The 20,954-nt window shown below is 73.2% G+C and carries 25 protein-coding genes, 3 tRNA genes and 3 pseudogenes; 13 read left to right on the forward strand and 18 right to left on the reverse strand.

The genetic code is table 11. The features are described 5' to 3' along the window. Window positions 1-3: 3 nt before the first annotated feature. Window positions 4-1,185, reverse strand: coding sequence for a xylose isomerase (xylA, locus tag DA06_RS17765; RefSeq protein WP_043502600.1), 1,182 nt, complete (start codon window positions 1,183-1,185; stop codon window positions 4-6). Between the two features lie 67 nt (window positions 1,186-1,252). Between xylA and DA06_RS17770 the strand changes: the two genes are divergently transcribed. From DA06_RS17770 to DA06_RS17780, 3 genes are all read left to right on the forward strand, one after another. After that, on the forward strand, window positions 1,253-1,933 hold the full coding sequence (locus DA06_RS17770) for a MarR family transcriptional regulator (protein WP_052436921.1): 681 nt from the start codon (window positions 1,253-1,255) through the stop codon (window positions 1,931-1,933). Between the two features lie 730 nt (window positions 1,934-2,663). Then, on the forward strand, window positions 2,664-2,843 hold the full coding sequence (locus tag DA06_RS17775) for a hypothetical protein (RefSeq protein ID WP_418605601.1): 180 nt from the start codon (window positions 2,664-2,666) through the stop codon (window positions 2,841-2,843). A 199-nt stretch (window positions 2,844-3,042) separates the two neighbouring features. Continuing rightward, window positions 3,043-3,216 (forward strand): hypothetical protein, encoded by a 174-nt coding sequence (locus DA06_RS17780; RefSeq protein ID WP_418605602.1) that lies wholly within the window; start codon window positions 3,043-3,045, stop codon window positions 3,214-3,216. Window positions 3,217-3,234: 18 nt separating this feature from the next. Here the strand turns inward: DA06_RS17780 and DA06_RS17785 are convergent. The 7 genes and pseudogenes from DA06_RS17785 to DA06_RS17815 form a co-directional block, all read right to left on the reverse strand. Beyond that, window positions 3,235-4,356 (reverse strand): annotated as a pseudogene (locus tag DA06_RS17785) (UDP-N-acetylmuramate dehydrogenase); the annotation flags it as partial. Window positions 4,357-4,447: 91 nt separating this feature from the next. Then, entirely contained in the window at window positions 4,448-4,903 is a 456-nt protein-coding gene (locus DA06_RS17790; protein WP_418605603.1) for a MaoC family dehydratase, read from the reverse strand. Then, entirely contained in the window at window positions 4,900-5,373 is a 474-nt protein-coding gene (locus tag DA06_RS17795) for an FAS1-like dehydratase domain-containing protein (protein ID WP_043502609.1), read from the reverse strand. The genes DA06_RS17790 and DA06_RS17795 overlap by 4 nt, the downstream gene beginning before the upstream one ends. Window positions 5,374-5,404: 31 nt before the next feature. Further along, window positions 5,405-5,575, reverse strand: coding sequence for a 50S ribosomal protein L33 (rpmG, locus tag DA06_RS17800; protein WP_043502612.1), 171 nt, complete (start codon window positions 5,573-5,575; stop codon window positions 5,405-5,407). A gap of 63 nt (window positions 5,576-5,638) precedes the next feature. Next, window positions 5,639-5,712 (reverse strand) — tRNA-Met (locus DA06_RS17805). A gap of 52 nt (window positions 5,713-5,764) precedes the next feature. After that, a tRNA-Thr gene (locus DA06_RS17810) sits at window positions 5,765-5,837 on the reverse strand. Window positions 5,838-6,017: 180 nt separating this feature from the next. Then, window positions 6,018-6,099, reverse strand: a tRNA-Tyr gene (locus DA06_RS17815). Between the two features lie 146 nt (window positions 6,100-6,245). Between DA06_RS17815 and DA06_RS17820 the strand changes: the two genes are divergently transcribed. After that, the gene (locus DA06_RS17820) at window positions 6,246-6,743 is read left to right on the forward strand and encodes a YajQ family cyclic di-GMP-binding protein (protein WP_043502614.1); all 498 of its coding nucleotides are present in this window, start codon (window positions 6,246-6,248) and stop codon (window positions 6,741-6,743) included. A 246-nt stretch (window positions 6,744-6,989) separates the two neighbouring features. Here the strand turns inward: DA06_RS17820 and DA06_RS17825 are convergent. From DA06_RS17825 to DA06_RS17840, 4 genes and pseudogenes are all read right to left on the reverse strand, one after another. Beyond that, window positions 6,990-7,514 (reverse strand): annotated as a pseudogene (locus DA06_RS17825) (DUF559 domain-containing protein); the annotation flags it as partial. Window positions 7,515-7,662: 148 nt separating this feature from the next. Next, window positions 7,663-7,788: a hypothetical protein gene (locus tag DA06_RS17830; protein ID WP_418605606.1), complete on the reverse strand. Its 126-nt coding sequence runs from the start codon at window positions 7,786-7,788 to the stop codon at window positions 7,663-7,665. 50 nt (window positions 7,789-7,838) lie between these two features. Continuing rightward, the gene (htpX, locus tag DA06_RS17835; RefSeq protein WP_043502621.1) at window positions 7,839-8,705 is read right to left on the reverse strand and encodes a zinc metalloprotease HtpX; all 867 of its coding nucleotides are present in this window, start codon (window positions 8,703-8,705) and stop codon (window positions 7,839-7,841) included. Window positions 8,706-8,999: 294 nt separating this feature from the next. After that, on the reverse strand, window positions 9,000-9,539 hold the full coding sequence (locus DA06_RS17840) for a flavodoxin domain-containing protein (protein WP_052436923.1): 540 nt from the start codon (window positions 9,537-9,539) through the stop codon (window positions 9,000-9,002). Between the two features lie 391 nt (window positions 9,540-9,930). Here DA06_RS17840 and DA06_RS17845 point away from each other — a divergent pair, with 391 nt between their 5' ends. The 4 genes from DA06_RS17845 to DA06_RS17860 all read left to right on the forward strand — a co-directional run bounded on the left by DA06_RS17845 (window position 9,931) and on the right by DA06_RS17860 (window position 12,683). After that, entirely contained in the window at window positions 9,931-10,377 is a 447-nt protein-coding gene (locus DA06_RS17845) for an Hsp20/alpha crystallin family protein (protein ID WP_043502630.1), read from the forward strand. Window positions 10,378-10,570: 193 nt separating this feature from the next. Next, window positions 10,571-11,038: an Hsp20/alpha crystallin family protein gene (locus DA06_RS17850; RefSeq protein ID WP_043502637.1), complete on the forward strand. Its 468-nt coding sequence runs from the start codon at window positions 10,571-10,573 to the stop codon at window positions 11,036-11,038. A gap of 356 nt (window positions 11,039-11,394) precedes the next feature. Then, the gene (locus tag DA06_RS17855) at window positions 11,395-12,165 is read left to right on the forward strand and encodes a thymidylate synthase (protein WP_418608078.1); all 771 of its coding nucleotides are present in this window, start codon (window positions 11,395-11,397) and stop codon (window positions 12,163-12,165) included. Continuing rightward, entirely contained in the window at window positions 12,165-12,683 is a 519-nt protein-coding gene (locus DA06_RS17860; protein WP_043502633.1) for a dihydrofolate reductase, read from the forward strand. Before DA06_RS17855 ends, DA06_RS17860 begins: the two co-directional genes overlap by 1 nt. 187 nt (window positions 12,684-12,870) lie before the next feature. On the opposite strand, the gene DA06_RS17865 is transcribed toward DA06_RS17860, so the two are convergent. Beyond that, on the reverse strand, window positions 12,871-13,179 hold the full coding sequence (locus DA06_RS17865) for an FmdB family zinc ribbon protein (RefSeq protein WP_043502642.1): 309 nt from the start codon (window positions 13,177-13,179) through the stop codon (window positions 12,871-12,873). Window positions 13,180-13,298: 119 nt separating this feature from the next. On the opposite strand from DA06_RS17865, the gene DA06_RS17870 reads away from it, so the two are divergent. After that, complete coding sequence (locus DA06_RS17870; protein ID WP_418605609.1) at window positions 13,299-14,240, forward strand: penicillin acylase family protein; 942 nt, start codon at window positions 13,299-13,301, stop codon at window positions 14,238-14,240. Beyond that, complete coding sequence (locus DA06_RS17875) at window positions 14,237-16,642, forward strand: glycoside hydrolase family 65 protein (protein ID WP_052436925.1); 2,406 nt, start codon at window positions 14,237-14,239, stop codon at window positions 16,640-16,642. The genes DA06_RS17870 and DA06_RS17875 overlap by 4 nt, the downstream gene beginning before the upstream one ends. Window positions 16,643-16,660: 18 nt before the next feature. Here the strand turns inward: DA06_RS17875 and DA06_RS17880 are convergent, their stop codons facing one another. The 4 genes and pseudogenes from DA06_RS17880 to DA06_RS17895 form a co-directional block, all read right to left on the reverse strand. Beyond that, window positions 16,661-17,626: a YihY/virulence factor BrkB family protein gene (locus DA06_RS17880; protein WP_418605611.1), complete on the reverse strand. Its 966-nt coding sequence runs from the start codon at window positions 17,624-17,626 to the stop codon at window positions 16,661-16,663. Then, on the reverse strand, window positions 17,563-18,231 hold the full coding sequence (locus DA06_RS17885; protein ID WP_418605612.1) for an SRPBCC family protein: 669 nt from the start codon (window positions 18,229-18,231) through the stop codon (window positions 17,563-17,565). The genes DA06_RS17880 and DA06_RS17885 overlap by 64 nt, the downstream gene beginning before the upstream one ends. Window positions 18,232-18,235: 4 nt before the next feature. Next, entirely contained in the window at window positions 18,236-19,093 is an 858-nt protein-coding gene (locus DA06_RS17890) for an FAD binding domain-containing protein (protein ID WP_043502653.1), read from the reverse strand. Window positions 19,094-19,250: 157 nt separating this feature from the next. Then, window positions 19,251-19,484, reverse strand: a pseudogene (locus tag DA06_RS17895) (PucR family transcriptional regulator); the annotation flags it as partial. Between DA06_RS17895 and DA06_RS17900 the strand changes: the two are divergent. The 3 genes from DA06_RS17900 to DA06_RS17910 all read left to right on the forward strand — a co-directional run bounded on the left by DA06_RS17900 (window position 19,390) and on the right by DA06_RS17910 (window position 20,704). After that, complete coding sequence (locus tag DA06_RS17900; RefSeq protein WP_418605614.1) at window positions 19,390-19,611, forward strand: hypothetical protein; 222 nt, start codon at window positions 19,390-19,392, stop codon at window positions 19,609-19,611. The pseudogene DA06_RS17895 and the gene DA06_RS17900 overlap by 95 nt on opposite strands. Window positions 19,612-19,668: 57 nt before the next feature. Continuing rightward, window positions 19,669-20,037, forward strand: coding sequence for a hypothetical protein (locus tag DA06_RS17905; protein ID WP_418605616.1), 369 nt, complete (start codon window positions 19,669-19,671; stop codon window positions 20,035-20,037). Between the two features lie 94 nt (window positions 20,038-20,131). Further along, window positions 20,132-20,704 (forward strand): hypothetical protein, encoded by a 573-nt coding sequence (locus DA06_RS17910; RefSeq protein ID WP_418605617.1) that lies wholly within the window; start codon window positions 20,132-20,134, stop codon window positions 20,702-20,704. Here DA06_RS17910 and DA06_RS17915 read toward each other — a convergent pair. Then, window positions 20,624-20,896: a hypothetical protein gene (locus tag DA06_RS17915; RefSeq protein WP_418605619.1), complete on the reverse strand. Its 273-nt coding sequence runs from the start codon at window positions 20,894-20,896 to the stop codon at window positions 20,624-20,626. The two genes, DA06_RS17910 and DA06_RS17915, sit on opposite strands and share 81 nt — an antisense overlap. Window positions 20,897-20,954 lie beyond the last annotated feature (58 nt).

A 20,954-nucleotide genomic window follows, 5' to 3' on the forward strand; every position in this document is an offset into this window, starting at 1 on the left:
CGGTCAGCCGATCAGGTGCCGCATGGCGAGCTGGTTGAGCCGCACGAAGCGGAAGTCGCGCTGCGCGGCGGCGTCGGCGTCGAAGTCCTCGAACGCGGACCTGTCGCCCAGCAGGTCGGCGAGCGTCTCACCCTCACCGAGCGTCGGCCGGGACAGCTCGAGGACGCCGGCGGCCTCCATGGCCTCCTGGACCTCCGGGTCGGCGCGGTACGCCTTGGCCTTCTCGGCCAGCAGCAGGTACATCTCCATGTTGGCCGCGGCGGAGTCCCAGACACCGTCCATGCCCTCGGTGCGGGACGGCTTGTAGTCGAAGTGGCGAGGCCCGGTGTACGTGGGCCCGCCGCCCGGGAAGCCGTTCTCGAGCAGGTCGACCGTGAAGAACGCCGACAGCAGGTCGCCGTGGCCGAAGGCCAGGTCCTGGTCGTACTTGATGGAACGCTGCCCGTTGAGGTCGATGTGGAACAGCTTGCCCGACCACAGCGCCTGGGCGAGGCCGTGGGTGTAGTTGAGGCCGGCCATCTGCTCGTGCCCCGTCTCGGGGTTCAGGCCGACGATGTCGCCGTTCTCGAGCTCGGCGATGAAGCCGAGCGCGTGGCCGACGGTCGGGAGGAAGATGTCGCCGCGCGGCTCGTTGGGCTTGGGCTCCAGGGCGATGCGCAGGCCGTAGCCCTTGTCCTTGATGTAGCCGGCGACGGTGTCGATGCCCTCGCGGTAGCGGTCCAGGGCGGCGTGGACGTCCTTGACGCCGTCGTACTCCGAGCCTTCGCGCCCGCCCCACATCACGAAGGTCTCGGCGCCGATCTCGGCGGCAAGGTCGACGTTGCGCAGGATCTTGCGCAGCGCGAAGCGCCGGACCGACCGGTCGTTGGAGGTGAAGGCGCCGTCCTTGAACACCGGGTGGGAGAAGGTGTTGGTCGTGACCATCTCGACGACCAGGCCCGCGTCGTCGACCGCCTTCTTGAAGGTCTTGAGGATCTGCTCGCGGGTGGCGTCGTCGGACCCGAACGGCACGACGTCGTCGTCGTGGAACGTCACGCCCCACGCCCCGAGCTCGGCGAGCCGGGTGGCGTACTCCCACGGGTCGAGGGCGGGGCGGGAAGCGTCGCCGAACTGGTCCCGGGCGGTCCAGCCGACGGTCCACAGTCCGAACGAGAAACGGTCTTCAGGGGTGGGCTTGCGCACCATGCGAGTCTCCTCGTCGAGATTTGTTGTGCTGCAAAACTTACCGACTGGCATCGGATAGGGTCAAGCGGTGAGCACATCCACGGAGCGCGACGACGCGCCGGCACCGGGAGCCCCACCCCGGGACCGCGCACGGTCCGCGTCGGGGGCCGCCCGCCAGTCCTCCCTGCGCGAGCACAACCTCGCGCTCACGTGCACGACCATCTTCGCCGAGGCACCCGTCTCCCGGGCGCGGCTCGCCGCCCGGACAGGCATGACGCGCTCCACCGTCTCCCGCCTGGTGGAGGAGCTCATCCAGGCCGGCATCGTCGTCGAGCAGGACGCCCTCGGCGCGGGACGCCCCGGCCGGCCCGCCGTTCCGCTCTCCCCCGCGAAGGGCACGATCGTCGGCCTCGGGCTCCACGTGAACGTCGACTACATGGCCGGCCGGGTGATGGATCTGACGGGCGCGATCGTCGCGGAGGAGTACGTCGCAGGCGACTTCGCGTCGTCCGACCCCGTGGCCGTCCTGCGGGACGCCGGCGAGATGGTCCGGGACCTCGTCGCCCGTGCCACCGCGGCGGGCGCCCGGGTGGCCCGGGCCTACCTCGGCCTGCCGGGGCTGATGGAGACAGGCACGCAGCGGCTGCTCCTGGCGCCGAACCTCGGGTGGCACGAGCTCGTGCCGGCCGAGCTCCTGGGGGCCGGCGTACTGCGTCCGGGGTCGAGCTCCGCGTCGACAACGACGCCAATCTCGCCGCGTACGGCATAGCGCACGAGGCGCCGGGTCGCGTGGCCAGCTCGGGCACGTTCCTCTACGTCGCCGGCGACATCGGCGTCGGCGCCGCCATCGTGGTCGACGGCCGGGTGGCCCGGGGCCAGCACGGGTGGGCCGGGGGAGGTCGGGCACGTCTCGATCGAGCCGGACGGGCCGCCGTGCCACTGCGGCGCCCGCGGCTCGATGATCGAGAAGGAGATCGCCTCGGGGATCAGTGCCAGCGCGACGACGAGACCGGCAAGGACCTCGGTGCGCAGGCGCTTCGGGGACCGTAGCGCCCCGATCACGGAGGTCACGTCCTCGGTGCGGGCGAGCGTACGCTCGCGGGGTGGTGCGCCGGGCGGCGCAGGGCGGCAAAGGGTGAGGTCACGCAGACTCCCGGGGTGGCTGTGGGCGCACGGTGACGCCCGACGTCAGGTCAGGGGCGGCGGCGCCGTCGCACCAGGAGAGGAGTGCAGGCCGGACGCGTTGACGCCCGGGCCGGCGACGGCAACTCTAACCTAACCCGAGAGTAGGAACGCTGTGACGTCCGCCCCACGGACCAGGTCGACCGTGGGAAGTGCGGGGGCGTCCGCGCCGGCCGCGGTGCGCGGGGCCGCGGGTCGTTCAGCCGTGACGGCCGGAGCACGTCCTCGACGAGAGCGTCGAGGCGTCGCCCGCCGCACCAGCGCCCGCCGGGTCCTGGGGCGGGGCCCAGCTCCTCGTCGGCGGTCAGGCGGCCGCCGTGCTTCTCGTCGCGGGCGTCGCGCTGGGCAGCGCCGGGTGGTCGCTCGCCGCGTGGCTGACGGCGCCGCTGGGTGTGGTCGTCGGTGCCGTCTCCCTCGTCGCCGCCGTGCAGGCCTTCTCCCCGGGCGACCGGCGCCCGCGGCAGGGGGCCCGCACCGTCGGGACCGTGCGGCCGTGAGCGGCCAGATCTCGGTCGACCTGTCGGCGGGAGTTCCGCCCTACGAGCAGATCCGCGCCCAGGTCTCCGCGCTCGTCGCGGCGGGCACGCTCCTCCCCGGCGACCGCCTCCCCCACCGTCCGCGACCTCTCCGCCGACCTCGGCGTCGCCGTCGGCACGGTGCAGCGGGCGTACCGGGAGCTCGAGGCCGGGGGGCGTCGTGCTGTCGCGACGCCGCACCGGGACGGTGGTCGCGCCGACCGCGGCGCCGTCGGGTGCAGCGGTCGGGATCCGGGCCCAGGCGCGTGAGTTCGTGGAGCGGGCCCGGGCGGCGGGGCTGGGCGAGGCGGAGGTCCTGGACCTGGTGCGCGGCGCGCTCATGGCCGGGGACTGAGCGCGCCGGACGGCCAGTTCAGATACTGACGCCGACGAGCACCGGCTCGGGCACGAGCGTGACGCCGAAGGCGTCGCGCACGCCGTCGCGCACGGTGCGCGCGAGGGCGACGACGTCGGCGGCCGTGGCCGTGCCCCGGTTGGTCAGGGCGAGGGTGTGCTTGGTCGACAGGGTGGCGGGACCGGGGGCGCCGAAGCCCTTGTCGAACCCGGCGCGGGTGATCAGCCACGCCGCGGACGTCTTCACCAGGCCCTCGACCACCGGCGCGGCCGCGCCGATCTGGGCGACCCTGGTGTGGTCGGTCACCGGGAAGCGCGGCGCGTCCTCGGGCAGCCGGGCGTCGGCCTCCTCGGCTGTCAGCACGGGATTGGTGAAGAAGGAACCTGCGGACCAGGTGTCGGGGTCGGCGTCGTCGAGCACCATGCCCTTGCCGCGGCGCAGCTCGAGGACCGCCGCGCGGACCTCGGCGGCGGGCACCCGGCCCCCGACGGCGACGCCGAGCCGGCGCGCGAGCTCGGCGTAGCGAACCGGGGCCGACAAGGAGGCCAGGCGCAGCTGGAACGCCACCTCGAGGACGACGTAGCGGCCGGTCGGCCCCCAGGTGCGGCCGCCGCCGGCGTCGGCATCGGACACCGAGCGCTTGAGGATGCTCGTGCGGTAGCCGAGCCCCAGCTCCCCCACGGCGAGCATGCGGGTGCGCCGCTCGAGCCGGTCGTACACGCGTACCGACGAGAGGGTCTCGGCGACCTCCTGGCCGTATGCGCCGACGTTCTGCACGGGGGTGGCCCCCGTGGAGCCGGGGATGCCGGAGAGCGCCTCGACGCCCATCCATCCCTCGCCGACGGCCGTGGCGACGACGTCGTCCCAGGGGTGCCCCGCCGGGACGACGAGGTTCGCCCCGGCGCACGAGGAGTCGGCGACGCCGTCGATCCCGCGCCGGGTGTCCCGCACGACGACGCCGTCGAAGCCGTCGTCGGAGACGAGCAGGTTCGACCCGCCGCCGAGGACCAGGACGGGCGTCCCGGCGTCGTCCGCGGCCCGCACGGCGTCGACCAGCTCGGACTCGGTCGCCGCGTCGACGAGCTCGCGCGCCGTCCCGCCCACGCGCAGCGTGGTGAGGTCGGCGAGCGCGGGCGCCGCCCGTCGTGGCTGGGGCGGAGGATCCGGAGGACTGGGTCACCGCCCCAGGCTACGTCGCCCCGGGCCCGCGGGCAGAAGCCGGGCGGAGTCCTCAGCCCAGCCGCACGACCGCCTGCGCCTTGGCGAGGACGGTGACGCCTCCGGAGGTGACGGTCAGGTCGACGCGCACGGAGCCCTCCCCCAGGTCGACGTCGCCGACCTTGCCGACCACCTGCACCTCGGCCGCCCCCGGGTCGGGGACCTCCACGGGGCGGGTGAACCGGACGCCGTACTCGGCCACGGCACCGGGGTCCCGGGCCCAGTCGGCGACGGCGGAGCCGGCCAGCCCCATGGTGAGCATCCCGTGGGCGATGACCCCGGGCAGGCCGACCTCCTCGGCGAAGCGGTCGTTGTAGTGGATGGGGTTGAAGTCGCCGCTCGCGCCGGCGTAGCGCACCAGCCGGTCGCGGTCGACGGCGTAGGTGCGGCGGAAGAGCTCCGCCCCCACCTCCAGCTCGGTCAGCAGGGGCCGCGTGCCGCGCGCCAGCGTCTCGTTCTGCTCGTTCACTTCCCGTCCCCCCTCACGGCCAGGACGGACGTCACGGTCGCGACCGGCGCCTCGGCCTCGTCGGCGATCTCGGCCCGCGTGGTCACCAGGGTGATGCCGCCGCGCTCGACGATCTTGTCCACGTGCACCGTGGTGCGCAGCCGGTCCCCCGCCACGATGGGCCGGTGGTGGACGAAGCGCTCCTCGGCGTGCACCACGCGGGAGAAGTCGATGCCCGACTCGGGGGCCGCGACGTACGCCTGCTCGGCGCGCTGCGCGAGGACGACGGCGAAGGTGGGCGGGGCGACGACGTCGGCGTGGCCGAGCGCCCAGGCCGCGTCGGGGTCGGTGTGGGCCGGGTGCGTCGCGCCGGTGGCCGCGGCCATCTCGGCGATCTTGACGCGAGAGACCTCGTACGTCTCCGTGGGGGCATAAGAACGCCCCACGAGCGTCTTGTCGACGCCGGTGGGGCGGGTGCTGGATCCGGTCATCGCCCCAGACTAGAGGGCGCGACCTGATCGGTCAGCGGGTCTCGCGGTGCGCGGTCTTCGCGTTGCAGCGGGGGCAGTACTTCGCCAGCTCGAGCCGGTCGGGGTTGTTCCGACGGTTCTTCTTGGTGATGTAGTTGCGCTCCTTGCACACCTCGCAGGCGAGGGTGATCTTGGGGCGGACGTCAGCGGACTTGCTGGCCACGGCTGTTCCTCACGTTCGGCTCGGTCGCGAGCGGCCATTCGGCTGCTTCGGATTCACTGGTTGTAGCGGGGGCGGGGCTCGAACCCGCGACCTCACGATTATGAGTCGTGCGCTCTCACCAACTGAGCTACCCCGCCGCGTGCTGCCGGACCGCCGTCGTCGATCATACGACGGCGACCCGCAGACCAGAGCCCCGAAAGGGAATCGAACCCTTGACCTTCTCCTTACCATGGAGACGCTCTGCCGACTGAGCTATCGGGGCAGCGCGGACGAGCCTACCTGCCCGAGCGCCCCGGTGTGAAATCCGGGGCGGGGCTTTCCGGGGTGAGTCCTCTCACACCGGTCAGGCCCCTGGCCGGCTCCCACCGCCGCGCTGCCGCGGCGGGTTCCGGTCGGACATGACAGCGGCCCAACGACGGTCATCCGTCGGTGGGCCGGTCCGTGGCGAGTGCAGGATTCGAACCTGCGAAGCATTCCGCGGCTGATTTACAGTCAGCTCCCTTTGGCCGCTCGGGCAACTCGCCTCGCACCTCGGAAGGTGCAGGTGGAACGATAGCAAGAACCCCGGGGTGCCCGATAACCCGAGGCGGGCGACGAACGTCACAGCGCCGTCGGCCGGCCGTCTCCGGCATCCTGACCGACACGAACCCACGACCGTAGGAGCCCAGACATGGCCGACTCGTCCTTCGACATCGTCAGCAAGGTGGACCGTCAGGAGGTGGACAACGCCGTCAACCAGGCCGCCAAGGAGATCTCGCAGCGTTACGACTTCAAGAACGTCGGCGCGTCGGTCACCCTCTCGGGCGACGCCGTGACGATGACGGCGAACTCCGAGGAGCGGGTCAAAGCGGTGCTCGACGTGCTCCAGACGAAGCTCATCCGGCGCGGGGTGTCCCTGAAGGCTCTCGACCTCGGCGACGGCGAGCCGAAGGCCTCGGGCAAGGAGTACAAGCTGGTCGGCTCCCTCAAGGAAGGGCTGAGCCAGGAGAACGCGAAGAAGATCACCAAGCTGGTGCGCGACCAGGGCCCGAAGGGCGTCAAGACCCAGATCACCGGTGACGAGGTGCGGGTGACCTCGAAGAGCCGCGACGAGCTCCAGCAGGTCATCGCGCTGCTCAAGGGCGCCGAGGACATCGACGCCGCGCTGCAGTTCGTGAACTACCGCTGAGCCGGCGGCCGCGCTCCCGCTGAGCCCGGGGCCGCTGCGAGCGCCGGGCCCAGCGTGCCCCACCGCCGCTGGGCCGGTGGTGCCGGGGACCGCCGGGCGCAGCGGTTCCCCGCCGCCCCTGGGCCGGCGGTGCCGGGGACCACGCAGCGCGGACTCGAGCATCGACGAGGATCCGGCACGCCGCAGTGCTGCCTCGATCTGCCCGCGCACGTACCACGGTCGGTCGACGAGCTGCCGCCAGGTGAACCGCAGCACTGTGAAGCCTGCCAAGGTCAGGGCGTTCAGCCGCTCGCGGTCGGCGTCGAAGTCTTGGTGGGCCCCGAGACCGTCCACCTCGACGATGAGCCGTTCGACGTCGAACAGCACGTCCGCACGTGCGAGCAGCCGACCGTTCACGACGATGGGCTGATCAGCCAGCCAGCCACCGATGCCGGCGTCGTGCAGAATCTTGTGGAGCCGGCGTTCCGCCTCGACCGGCATGCCGTGCAGAACTGCTGCGGTGCGCAGACAGACAACCGCTTCCGGCCACGTGAGCGCAGCACCGACCGCCCTGAGCCGCACGGGGTCGATGACCCCACGCGCGGCGTCGGCTTCCGCGTACGCCGTGCCGACGACGTGGTTCCACTCGCCAGCGCGAATGCGACCTCGTACGACTCCGCGGGTCAGGCCGGAGGCGGACGCCATCCTGAGCGTGAACACGCCCAGCACCGCGTTCCGTCGCAGCCGCTGGTCGGCCTCATGAAGTGCTCTCCTGTCCACGGACGGCAGCATGGTTCGGTCCGTGAGATCCGTCCGGCCTGATCCACAGCGGTGCCACGCGACCGACCCGATCCACCGCCGCCCCACCACCTTCGGCGCTGACGGCGTCCCCGCACGGGTCCGCGCGCACGTGCAGGGTGCGGGTGCGGGTGCGGGGCGGTCACAGGTCTGCGACGAGATCGAGGTTCTGGTTCGCAAAGGCGCTGATCCGAACCACAACCCAACCTCGTTGGCCGTCGAGCAGCAGCAGCGCGTGCGGACGCGGGCTGACGTGCAGCCCAGCCACCGCCCGGTCCGAGCGGCTCGAAGCACCGGCGATCTACTCCGGCCGACCTCTCAGTAGCCCGCCATCCGCTCGAGCCGGGCGATGCGCTCGTTCATCGGCGGGTGCGTCGAGAAGAGCTTCGTCACACCACCACCGCCCCGGAACGGGTTGGCGATCATCATGTGGCTGACGTTCTCCATGCGCTGGGTCGGCTGAAGGGGCCGGGCGGCGGCGCCGGACTCGATCTTGCGCAGGGCAGAGGCGAGCGCGAGCGGGTCGCCCGTGAGCTGGGCGCCGTCCTCGTCGGCGTCGAACTCACGGGTCCGGGAGATCGACAGCTGGATCATGGTGGCCGCCAGCGGGGCGAGGAGCGCCGTCGCGAGCATGGCGAGAGGGTTCACCCGCTCCCGGTCGCCTCCGCCGAAGAACAGCATGAACTGGGCCACCGAGGTGATGAGCCCCGCGACGGCCGCGGCCACCGACGAGGTGAGGATGTCGCGGTTGTACACGTGCATGAGCTCGTGCCCGAGCACCGCCCGCAGCTCGCGCGGCTCGAGCAGGCTGAGGATCCCCTCCGTGCAGCAGACCGCCGCGTTGCGAGGGTTCCGACCGGTTGCGAACGCGTTCGGCTGCGCCGTCGGCGAGATGTACAGACGCGGCACGGGCTGGCGTGCGGCCGTGGCCAGCTCGCGCACCATGGCGTACAGCGCCGGGGCCTCAGCCTCGCTCACGGGGCGCGCCGCCATCGCGCGAATCGCCAGCTTGTCGGAGTTCCAGTAGCCGTAGAACGTGGAGAGGAGGCCGATCCCGGCGAAGATCCAGATGAATGAGGAGCTGCCCGTGCCGTTCGCGATCAGACCGCCGACCGCCAGCAGGAGCAGCCACATCCCCCCGAAGAGCAGGGTGGTCTTCAGGCCGTTGTTGAACCGGCGGTTCATCTGGTGCGTTCCCTCCTCTTCACCGGCGTGCCGGCACAGGCGCCGTCGCGGCCCTGCCAGCTGGTACAACGCGTCCCGCCGTCAGCACGTTCCCTAGTCTTGGCACCGTGAGCGCGAACCGGACGGGAGACTCCCACGGGCCCGACGACGCTCGCGCGAACCCGTACCTGGATCTCCTGGCGCAGGGCCCGCCGAGCACCCGACCCCCGGCCCGACGGCGCAGGACCCCTTGCCGGCATGCCGCCCACGGCCGACGGCGGAGGGCCCCTTGCCGGCATGCCGCCACCCGGGCCCTCAGGCGGCCGCCACCCCGCCCGCGCGCTGCCGGGGCCGCGAGGAGGGCCGCGGCCGGCTCTCCAGCTGGGAGTGGATGTGGTCCGCCCAGGCCTCGACGGCACGCAGGTCCCGGAAGTCGCCCTCGGGCGCGTGCAGGGACCGGACCATGAGCCGCTCGCTGTACATCAGGCGGCACAGGTCGAGCGCCCCTGGGAACGTGCGGTGCTCCACGGCGCCCGTCGCCGCCACGTAGCCCGACACGTCGGCCTCCTCCGTGACCACGGGCGGGTCGCCGAGAGGTCCCGAGGAGAAGAGCCAGGTGGGTCTCTGGCGCAGCTCCGGCGCGAGTCTGTCCACGGCCTCCCGTGCAGCCTTGAGCCACATACCCGCGTAGACGGCGCTGCCCAGGACGACGGCCTCGACCTCGACGAGGTGCTGGACCTGCTCCGGAGGGCGCACGTCGACGTCGTGACCGATGGCGGCGAGCCGGTCCGCGAGCGCCGCTGCGATGCCCGCGGTCGCGCCGTGGCGGCTGGCCGCCGTGACAAGAATCCTCATGGCGACTCCTTCGTCATGCCAAGGATGCGCCAGCATCAGCCCAAAAGCCATAGGCACGATCCGATCCCCGCGACCGCGGCCCGGCACGCCGGCGTCGAAGGCCTCTCGGCACGCACCTTCCAACCCTCGAGCCACGGCGCCGGGCGGCTCCGGGCGGTACACCCCGCGGAGACCCGCGGGCGGTCGGGCATGCGCCCGAGCGTCCACAGGGCACCGCCGCTCGGCTTCCTGACCTGCGATGACACCCCACCCTGAGTCGGTACCACTCAACTTTTCGCCGTGAGCGATCAGCGTTAGCACTCACAAAGGTGGAGTGCTAAAACTGAAGCACCGGCCGGGGCTCGGTCGGCACGATCCGGACCGTCCGGACCGAACACCTGGAGGTGGACCCATGGCTACCCGTTACGACCCGTTCCGCGACATGGACCGCTGGCTCACCAACGCGATGCGTCAGGTCCCGTCCTCGCCCGGAATGCCCCTCGACCTCTTCCGCAGGGGAGAGAAGTTCGTGGCCCTGATGGACCTGCCGGGCGTGGACCCGTCGTCGATCGACATCGACGTCGAGGACCGCACGCTCACGGTGCGGGCCGAGCGACGCACGGCCGTCGACGACGACGTCCAGTGGCTCTCGCACGAGCGCCCGACCGGTACGTTCGCCCGCCAGCTGTCTCTGGGCACCGGCCTGGCCCTCGACCGCATCGAGGCGTCCTACTCGGACGGCGTGCTCCAGCTGACCATCCCGGTGGCGGAGGAGGCGAAGCCGCGCAAGATCCAGGTGAGCCACACCTCGGGCGAGCAGCCGGCCGCCGTCGAGCAGCGGGACAGCGCGTCCGCCTGACGCGGACCCGAGACACCGCCGCGCACATCGTGCGGGGCCCGGTGGCACCGCGACGAACCGCGGTCCGCGCGGCACGCGGCCCCCGCCGCCCGGACGAAGCCTCCCGCCCTGCCGGTCCGCCGGCCGAGCGGGCAGATCCCGACCGCACGCGGCCCCGGCGACGACGGGGCCGGCACCAGTGGAGGTGATGGAGATGATTCTTCGTACCGATCCTTTCCGTGAGCTCGACAGGTGGCTGGACACCGCCATGCGGCAGGTCCCCGCGGCCAGCCCGGTGCCGATGGACCTGTACCGGCAGGGTGACCGGTTCGTCGCGCGGATCGACCTGCCCGGAGTGCGGCCCGAGTCGATCGACGTCGACGTCGAGGACCGCACGCTCACCATCCGCGCGGAGCGCGCGACGATGGCCGACGAGGACGTCCAGTGGCTCTCGCGCGAGCGGCCGGTGGGCACGTTCGCCCGCCAGCTCACGCTGGGCCAGCACGTGGACGTCGAGGGGGTCGACGCCGCCTACTCCGACGGCGTGCTCACGCTGACGCTGCCGCTCGCGGAGGAGGCACGCCCGCGAAAGATCGCCGTGGCACGCGAGGAGTCGCACCGCACGATCGAGCAGGGCGGACACCGCACGATCGAGCAGGAACCGTCCGGGGCGAGCTCCTGACACGAGGTTCCGACGCCCGGCCCCGGCAACGCCGCGGAACCGACGACGCCCGCGCCCGACGGCGCGGGCGTCGCCACGCCCGGCCGCACGTCGCATGGTGCGGGCGTGACCACCCCCGGCCGCACGTCTCCCGTTGCGGGCGTGACCACACCCGGCCGCACGTCTCTCGGCGCCCGGCGTGACCAGCCCGGCCGCTCCGCCCGCGTCACCTACCTCCGGCCGTCCCGTGAACGGCCTAGGATGCACGGATGGCCCAGTCCTCCCTCGCGAACCCGGACCTGCCTCCCGACGTGACGCCGTCGCCGGCGGGCACGGACGCGACCGCCGGTACGGTCAGCACCGCGTACGAAGACCTGCTGCGCCACGTCCTGGATCACGGCACCCCCAAGGCCGACCGCACGGGCACCGGAACCCGAAGCGTGTTCGGCCACCAGATGCGGTTCGACCTGACCAGGGGCTTCCCGCTCGTCACCACCAAGCGGGTGCATCTGCACTCGGTGGTCGGCGAGCTGCTCTGGTTCCTGCGCGGTGACTCGAACGTCCGCTGGCTGCAGGAGAACGGGATCCGGATCTGGAACGAGTGGGCCGCCGAGGACGGCGAGCTCGGTCCGGTGTACGGGGTCCAGTGGCGCTCCTGGCCGACGCCGGACGGTGGGCACGTCGACCAGCTCCAGCAGGTCCTCGACACCCTGCGCACCAACCCCGACTCGCGGCGCATCATCGTCTCGGCCTGGAACGTGGCGGACCTGGACAAGATGGCGCTCATGCCCTGCCACGCGTTCTTCCAGTTCTACGTCGCGGACGGCAGGCTGTCCTGCCAGCTCTACCAGCGCAGCGCCGACCTCTTCCTCGGCGTGCCGTTCAACATCGCCTCCTACGCCCTGCTGACGCACATGGTCGCCCAGCAGACGGACCTGGAGGTGGGTGACTTCGTGTGGACCGGCGGTGACTGCCACATCTACGACAACCACGTGCAGCAGGTGCGCGAGCAGCTCTCGCGGACGCCCTACGCGTTCCCGGCCCTCAAGCTGCGCAGGGCGGCGTCCCTGTTCGAGTACGACTTCGACGACGTCGAGATGCTCGGGTACCGGCACCACCCGGCCATCAAGGCCCCCGTCGCCGTCTAGTGCTCGGCCTCATCTGGGCCCAGGCCCACGACCGCGTCATCGGCTCCTCCGGCACGATGCCGTGGCACCTTCCGGAGGACCTCAGGCACTTCCGCGCCACGACGTCGGGCGCGACCGTCATCATGGGCCGGGCCACGTGGGAGTCCCTGGACCCGCGGTACCGTCCCCTGCCGGGCCGGCGGAACATCGTCCTGTCGCGCCGGCCCGAGTTCGCCGCAGAGGGCGCCGAGCCTGCGCCGGATTTTGCCGCGGCCCTCGGTCTGGCGGGGGACGGCGACGTCTGGGTCATCGGCGGTGGCCAGGTCTACGCGGAGGCGCTCCGGCGCGCCGACGTCCTGGTGGTCACGGACATCGACCTCGCGGTCGACGGCGACACCCGCGCCCCCGTGGTGGACGACCGTGCATGGGAGGTCGCCTCGGCCGATCCCGACCGCGGCTGGCACGTCTCCACCACCGGACTGCGGTACCGCTTCACCACCTTCCGTCGCCCAGAGACCTCCCCGGGGTCCGCCTCCTGACGCTCGCGCCCGCCTCCCTCCACCAGCCCTCCCCTGACGCCTCCGTGCGGCACCGCCGATCGATCTCCGCGTTCGGGGCCGCCGGCACCACCGACCGATCTACGCGCCCGCCGGACGTCCGCGGGGCTCCGGAGGCTGCCCGGAACGTCCGTCCCCCAGCGCGGCCGGGCCGGGCCCGGCCGGCGGATCAGCTGGCCGCGGCGGCCTTGGCGGGCGCGGAGGAGGAGCTCGCCGACGACGAGCCCGAGGAGCCGGAGGAGCTGCTCGAGGAGCTGGACGAGCTCTCCTTCGGGGCGGCGCTCGTCGAGGAGCTGGAGGAGGATCGGGAGTCGGTCCGGTAGAAGCCGGAGCCCTTGAAGACGACCCCCACCGAGTTGAACAGCTTGCGCAGCGACCCCCCGCACTCGGTGCAGACCGTGAGGGCGTCGTCGCTGAAGGACTGCTTGACCTCGAACTCGTTGCCGCAGACCGTGCACCGGTAGGCATACGTGGGCACTGCTGACCTCCGTCGGGACGAGGGCGGATACTGGCACTCCGCCGCACCGAGTGCCAATCGTACTCGCTCCACCGGTGCGGTCGCGCGGTGACGTCGGCCACCACGGTTACGCTCGGCACGTGGAAGGTGGTTCTGCCCTGCGCAAGGTGCTCCTGATCGTCCCGGCGGTCATCGTGGTCCTGCTCGTCGCCGCCCTCGTGCTCGGCGCGAGCCTCGTGCGGCGCCCGCTGCCGGACTACGCGGGCACCCAGCGGCTCGACGGGCTCGACGCCACCGTCGAGGTCGTCCGCGACGAGCGAGGCGTCCCGCAGATCTACGCCCGCACCGACGCCGACCTCGTGCGCGCCCAGGGCTACGTCCACGCCCAGGACCGCTTCTTCGAGATGGACTACCGCCGCCACGTGACCGCGGGCAGGCTCTCCGAGCTGGTGGGCGAGAACGAGGCTGCGCTCTCGGCCGACCTCGTCATCCGCACCTTCGGCTGGCGCGACGTCGCCGAGCAGGAGTGGGACCTCCTCACGGACGAGTCCCGCGCCCTGTACGAGGCGTACGCCGAGGGGGTCAACGCCTACCTGCGCTCGCGGGAGGCCTCCGAGCTGGGGCTGGAGTACACGGTGCTCGGCACCACCACCGAGCTGCGCGACGTCGAGCCGTGGAGCCCCGTCGACTCCCTCGCCTGGCTCAAGGCCATGGCCTGGGACCTGCGTGGCAACTACGACGCCGAGCTCGGCAGGGCGTCGGCGCTGCGCACCCTCGGCGACGTCGGCCGCACCGAGGAGCTCTACCCCGACTACCCCTACGACGCGCACGCCACCATCGTCGCGCCGCCGGTCCAGACCGACCTGCCCGCCGCCGAGGAGCCGGCCACCGGTGAGGGCGACAACCAGGCCGCCGCGGCCCCCGGGCACGACGGCGGACGCCGGGACCGTGGCCCCGGAGTCGCCGCGGGCCGGGCGGGCGGCTTCGGGTGGGTGGTGGGCGTCGACAGGCTCGGGCAGGCCGACGCGCTGCGGGCGGCGGGGGCCGACGTCGTCGTGAAGGAGCTGGAGGAGCTGCTGTGAAGGGACATGCCGATCTCGGACGCGACCCGTGGGTGCTGCGCGAGAGGGAGCTCGACCTCGAGCACCTGGGGCAGACCGAGTCCGTGTTCGCGCTGTCCAACGGCCACATCGGGTTGCGCGGCAACTTCGACGAGGGGGAGCCGAACGTCACCCCCGGCACGTACGTCTCGGGCGTCTTCGAGCACCACCCGCTGCCCTACCCGGAGGGCGGCTACGGCTACCCGGAGGCCGGGCAGGCCATCGTCAACGTCACCAACGGCAAGCTGATCCGCCTGCTCGTCGACGACGAGCCGTTCGACGTGCGTTACGGCAAGCTCACCAGGCACGAGCGGCGCCTCGACATGCGCACCGGCATCCTGCGGCGCGAGGTGCACTGGACCTCGCCCGCCGGCCGGCCCGTACGGATCAAGTCCTCACGGCTGGTCTCGTTCGCCCACCGGGCGGTCGCCGCGATCGCCTACACGATCGAGGCGGTGGAGGAGACCCGCATCATCGTCCAGTCCGAGCTCGTGGCAGACGAGGCCGCGCCAGCGCCGGCGGACGGCGACGACCCCCGGGTGGCCAAGGCGCTGGACCGGCCCCTCGTGGCGGTGAGCCAGGACGTCGAGCAGCGGGGTGCGGTGCTCGTGCACCGCACCGCGCAGTCCGGGCTGCAGCTCGCGGCCGGCATGGACCACGACATCGAGTGCGACGCCCAGTACGAGACGGAGAACGAGGTGCGGCCCGACTGGGCGCGCACGTCCGTCGTCACCGTGCTGCGTCCGGGACAGAAGCTGCGCCTGGTCAAGTACGTGGGGTACGGCTGGTCGGCCGCGCGCAGCTCCACGGCGCTGCGCGACCAGGTGGCCGCCGCCCTCACGAGCGCCCGCTACGCCGGCTGGACCACGCTCCGGCGCCTCCAGCGCGAGTACCTGGCGGAGTACTGGCAGGCCGCGGACGTCGAGATCGAGGGCGACGAGGTCCTGCAGCAGGCGGTGCGGTTCGGCCTGTTCCACGTGCTGCAGGCGGGCGCCCGCTCGGAGGGCCGGGCGATCGGGGCCAAGGGTCTGACCGGCACCGGCTACAACGGCCACACGTTCTGGGACATCGAGGGGTTCGTGCTGCCCGTGCTCACGCTGACCGCCCCGGAGGCCGCCGCGTACGCGCTGCGCTGGCGCGCCGGGACGCTGCCGGCCGCCCGGGACCGGGCCCGCACCCTCGGGCTCGGCGGGGCCACGTTCCCCTGGCGCACCATCGACGGCGCGGAGACCTCGGCCTACTGGCCCGCCGGCACGGCCGCGTTCCACATCAACGCCGACATCGTCCGCGCCTTCGAGGTCTACCGCCAGGTCACCGGGGACACGACGCTCGAACGCGAGGGCGGCCTCGCCGTCCTCGTCGAGACCGCCCGGCTCTGGGGCTCCCGCGGCCACCACGACAGCCGGGGCGGATGGCACATCGACGGCGTCACGGGCCCCGACGAGTACACGGGCGTCGTCGACGACAACGTCTTCACGAACCTGCAGGCGGCCCGGAACCTCACCAGCGCCGTCGAGGCCTGCCGGCGCAACCCCGACCTCGCCCGCGAGCTGGGCGTGACGACGGCGGAGCTCGCCGCGTGGGAGAAGGCCGCCACGAACGTCCACATCCCCTTCGACGACGAGCTGGGCGTCCACGAGCAGTGCTCCCACTTCACCCGCTTCGCCGAGTGGGAGTTCGAGCCGAACGGGGACCGCTACCCGCTCCTGCTGCACGCGCCGTACGTCCAGCTGTACCGCAAGCAGGTGGTCAAGCAGGCGGACCTCGTCCTCGCCATGCACTGGCACCCGGAGTCCTTCACCGCCGAGCAGAAGGCTCGCAACCTCGACTACTACGAGCGGCGCACGGTGCGTGACTCCTCCCTCTCGGCCTGCACCCAGGCGGTGATGTGCGCCGAGGCCGGTCACCTGGACCTCGCCCGCGACTACCTCCACGAGGCGGCCCTGGTGGACCTGCACGACCTGCAGCAGACCACCGAGCACGGTGTGCACCTGGCCTCGCTCGCCGGGGCGTGGATCGGCGTCGTCGCCGGGTTCGGGGGACTGAGGGAGGACGGCGAGGTGCTGCGTCTGGCACCGGCGCTGCCCTCGACCGTCCAGGCGTTCACCTTCCGGGTGCGCTGGCACGGGATGCGGCTGGAGGTGCGCACCGGCGAGGGCCGGGTGCGCTGCGCGGTCGACGGGCCGCCCGGCTGCCGCATGCCCCTGCGGCTGTACGACGAGGACGTCGAGGTCGTCGGCGACGTCCCCCTGGTCCGCCCGCTGCGCACCCCGGAGCCGCTGCTTCCGCCGCCCACGCAGCCGCCCGGCCGCGCGCCGCGCCGGATCAACGGCGACGGCGGGTTCGAGATCCCGCAGGCCCTCGAGGCAGACCACGTGGCCTAGGGGCGGCCGTCGCCGGCGTCACTCGTCGTCGTCGCGCCAGCCGTGGGAGTGGCGCAGGCTGCGGGCCCGTGCGGCGTCCGCGGCCTGCCGCCGCCTGGCCCGCTCGGTGGCGCGGGTGTCGCGGACCGGCACCTGGACGGCGGTCTCGGCGGCCCGCACGCCGGCGACGAGCTGGCGGGCCCGGGTGGCCTCGGTGTCGATCTCCGCGCCGAGCAGCAGCGCCATGTTGATGATCCACATCCACAGGCAGAACACGACGACGCCGGCCAGGACGCCGCCGTACGTCAGGTCGAACCGGTCGGAGTAGGCGTACAGCCGCAGCCCGAAGGTGGCGACCGCGGACACGCCGATCGCGACGAGGGCGCCGGGCGAGAACCAGCGGAACCGCGGGTGGCGCACGTTCGGGGTGGCGTAGTACAGCAGCGCCACCACGAGCACCGCGGCGAGGAGCAGCACCGGCCAGCGCAGCACCTCCCACACCAGCACCGCCGTCCGGCCGACCCCGAGCACCGTCCCCACCGCCCGGGCCACGGGCCCGGAGACCACCAGCAGGATCGTCACGAGCACCCCGAACGCCACCATGACCACCGTGGTGAGCAGGTGCCACGCCTGCAGGCGCCACAGCGGGCGCCCCTCGTGCACGCCGTAGATCTGGTTCATCGCCCGGCCGAACGCGCCGACGTACCCGGCCGCCAGCCACAACGAGGTCACGAGCCCGACCACGAGCGAGAACCCCGCCGCGGGGTGGTCCGTGAGCGCCAGCACCGGGCCGGTGACGGCGTCGAGCGACTCCTGGTCGGGTGCGAGCAGGCGGAGCACGTCGAGCACCGCGGTCATCGCGGCCTCGTTCTGACCGGCCAGGGCGAACAGCGAGGAGAGCGCGACGGCCAGCGGCGGCACCGACAGCGCCCCGAAGAACGTCATGCCGGCCGCGCGGTCCCAGGAGTCGTCCTTGAAGAACTCGCGCAGCGCCTTGCCCGCCATGAACCGCCGCGAGGGCCGCCGCCCCACCGCGGGCGCCTGCCGTGCCGGCGCCGGGTCCTCGCGGGGGCGGGAACCTCCGCCGCGGCAGCAGGCACGGCAGCAGGGGCGGGCACCCCCGCCGCAGCTTCCGCCGCGCCGGAGTGCCCCGTCGCACCGTCGCCGGCCTCCGAGAACTGGCCCTCGATGCAGGCGACGAACTGCCCGAGCAGCTTGTCGGAGACGTCCTGCATCACACCGCGGCCGAACTGGGCGGGCTTGCCGGTGACCGACAGGTCGGTGACGACCTCCGCCCGGGTCGCGTCCCCCTCGGCCGTCAGCGACATCGTCACCGTCGCCGAGGCGGTGCCGTTGCCGCGCCTGTCCTTGCCGCGCGCCTCGATGACCGCGCGGTGGGCGGCGTCGTCGCGCTCGACGAACTTCCCCGTCCCCGCGTAGGTCAGCGCGACGGGTCCCAGCTTGACCTTGACCGTCCCGGAGAACTCCTCGGCGTCCGCCTCGGTGACCGTCGCGCCGGGGAAGCAGCTGCCCACCCGGTGCAGGTCGGTGAGCAGCTGCCAGGCCCGCTCCGGGTCCGCGGGGACGGTGAACGAGTGCGTCAGCTCCATCGGCTCAGTCCCCCACGGCCGACAGGACGGCCCGCCGGGTCAGGACGCCGGCGAGGTGCCGGCGGTAGTCCGCGTCGCCGTTGAGGTCCGTCGGCGGTTGCGTCCCCTCCCCCACGCGCGCGCAGATCTCGCGGAGGTTCTCGGCGGTCGCGGCGACCCCCACCAGGGCGCGCTCGACCTCGTGGGCGCGCACCGGCGTCGACCCCATGTTGGTCAGCGCGACCCGCGCCTCCACAAGGGTGCCGCTCTCGGCGCGCGCGGTCACGGCGACCCCGACGATGGACCACTGGTGGGCGACGCGCACGAACTTCTCGTACGCGCTGCCCCAGCCGGTGTGCCGGGGGATCTCGATCGCCACGAGCACCTCGCCCTCGCCGACCGCCGTCTCGAAGAGGTCGACGAAGAACTCGGTCGCCGGCACGCGGCGCTCGGCCCCGCCCGGCCCGGCGATCACCATCGTCGCGTCGAGCGCGAGGACCGGGGCGCCGACGTCGCCGGCCGGGTCGGCGTGGGCGAGCGCTCCGCCGATCGTCCCGCGGTGACGGATCTGCGGGTCGGCGATCTCCGCGACCGCCTTGACCAGCACCCCGGCGTGCTCGGCGACGGCGGGGTCGTCGAGGAGCTGCTGGTAGGTGGTCATCGCCCCGATCCGGAGGTGGTCGCCGGCGTCGGTAATGCCGGCGAGCCCGGGCACCCGGCCGAGGTCGACGAGCACCTCCGGGGTGTTCAGCCGCATCCGCAGCACCGGCAGCAGCGACTGCCCGCCGGCGATCAGCTTCGCGTCGTCGCCGTGCTCGGCCAGCGCCGCGAGCGCCTCCTCGAGGCTCGTGGGCGCCACGTAGTCGAACGCCGCGGGGATCATCGCGCACCGCCTTCCGGGTCGTCCTGGTTGGGTCGGCCGGGCGCGAAGTGCGGCGGCGCCTCCGCCTCTCCCGGGTCGTCGGGCGCCGTGCCCCCCGCCGTGCCGAGCGGCCCGCCTCCCCGACCTCGCGGACCTCCGGGCCGAGCACCACGGGCCCGGGACCGAAGCGCGGCAGGAGCGACTCCGCCGCGCCGCGCAGGTCCTTCTCGCCCCCGAGGACGACGACGACGCGGTCGCCCTGGATGCCCACGAGCGCGTCCTGGGCGGCGCGGCGGCAGGCCCGGCGGAGGTCGGCGGTGCGTCGCTCGTCCATCTCGGCGGGCGCCTGCCCGACCATGACGAGCGTGCTGCCGCGGCCGGACCAGCCGAGCGCGGAGATCCGCGAGCGCAGCGACTCGTCGCCGCCGCGCACGAGGGAGTCCACGACCAGCGCCTCCAGCCGCGCGTCCCAGGCGCCCCGGGTCTCGGCGGCGCGGGCGTACACCTCGGCGGCGGAGAACGCCACCTCCCTGGAGTAGACCAGCACGGCCTCGCGCAGGTCGCGCTGCTGACCCGGCTCGGCGAGCTGGACGGCGTTGTCCTCGACCACCTCCACGACGATGCGGACGAGCTGGAGGGTGTGCTGCAGGGAGATGGAGCGGGTCAGCTCCGGCGGGGCGGCCCGGAAGATCTCCTGGGCGTTGTACGTGCCCGCCCGCGGCTCCTCGTACCAGGTGATGAAAGCGGCGATGCCGGCCTGCGCGACCAGGCCGATCCAGGAGCGGTCCTCCGCGGCGAGGGCCCGGTACCAGTCGAGCTCGGCGTCCAGGCGCTTGAGCGCCGCGGAGGTGAGCATGTCGGTCCCGCCGCGGAGCCGGCGGACGACGTCGGAACTGCCGACGTTGCGCTCGGCCCGCTCGCTCGTCGTCATGCACGCTCGCTGGTGGTCATGGGGGGGAGCATAGGGCAGCGGCGGGCCGATCTTGTCGGATGCCTACAAAGGGGCTCGCCGCGGCGATCGGACGGCGGCCGGGGGGCCCACCGGATAGGGTCGGAGACATGTCGCTGATCTCACGCCTGCGCGCAATGCTCAAGCGGAAGACGCCGGCCAACAGGGTCGGCGCCCGCCGGCCCTCCGCCGTCGCCCGTTCCGCCGACGCCCCGCGGGAGGACGCGCTGCGGGCGAAGCTCATCGAGGACCCGAACGACATCGAGGCGTTCAAGGGCCTGGCGGAGCTGGTGCGCAGGCGCGCGGCGGGAGCCGCCCCGGCGGACCCGCTGACGGCGGACCAGCAGCCCGCCGACCGCGACCGCGCGGCGGACCTGGCAGTGTGGGCCCTCGCCGAGGAGATCGCCGGCAACCCGCGCGCCTGGTACGCCCTGGTCGAGCTCGCGCGGCTCTCCCTCGCGGACGACCACGAGGGCGCCATGCGCCGGCTGGCCGGCGCGTGCGAACGCGAGCACACCGGGGTGGCCGTGGCCGAGTCGGTGCGGATGCTGCGCGAGGCCGACCTGCCGGGCGAGGCCCTGGGGCTCGGTGTCGGGCACTGGTCACCGCGCGACCACGTCGTGGACGCCGGTGTCCAGGTGGTCCGCGCCGCCCTCGAGGCCGCCGCCGCGCCGACGGCGTAGACGGCGACGCCGGGCAGTGCGTCGGCCACCTGCCCCGACGGCGCGGACGACGGCGGCCCACCCCGGCACCGTCCCCTCCGCCGCCGAGGAGGTGACGAGGGCGAGGGGGACGGCGAGGCTCCCGGCGAGCCCGGCCGCGAGCGCCGGCCAGGGCCACGGCCTGAGCGGGACGGCGGTGCGCGTGAGCGTCATGAGGCGCCACCACCCGGCCCGGTCACGATCCCCACCTCGGCCGCAGCAGGGGGCCGGC

The organism is Georgenia sp. SUBG003 (assembly GCF_000715355.2).
Taxonomy (GTDB): domain Bacteria; phylum Actinomycetota; class Actinomycetes; order Actinomycetales; family Actinomycetaceae; genus Georgenia.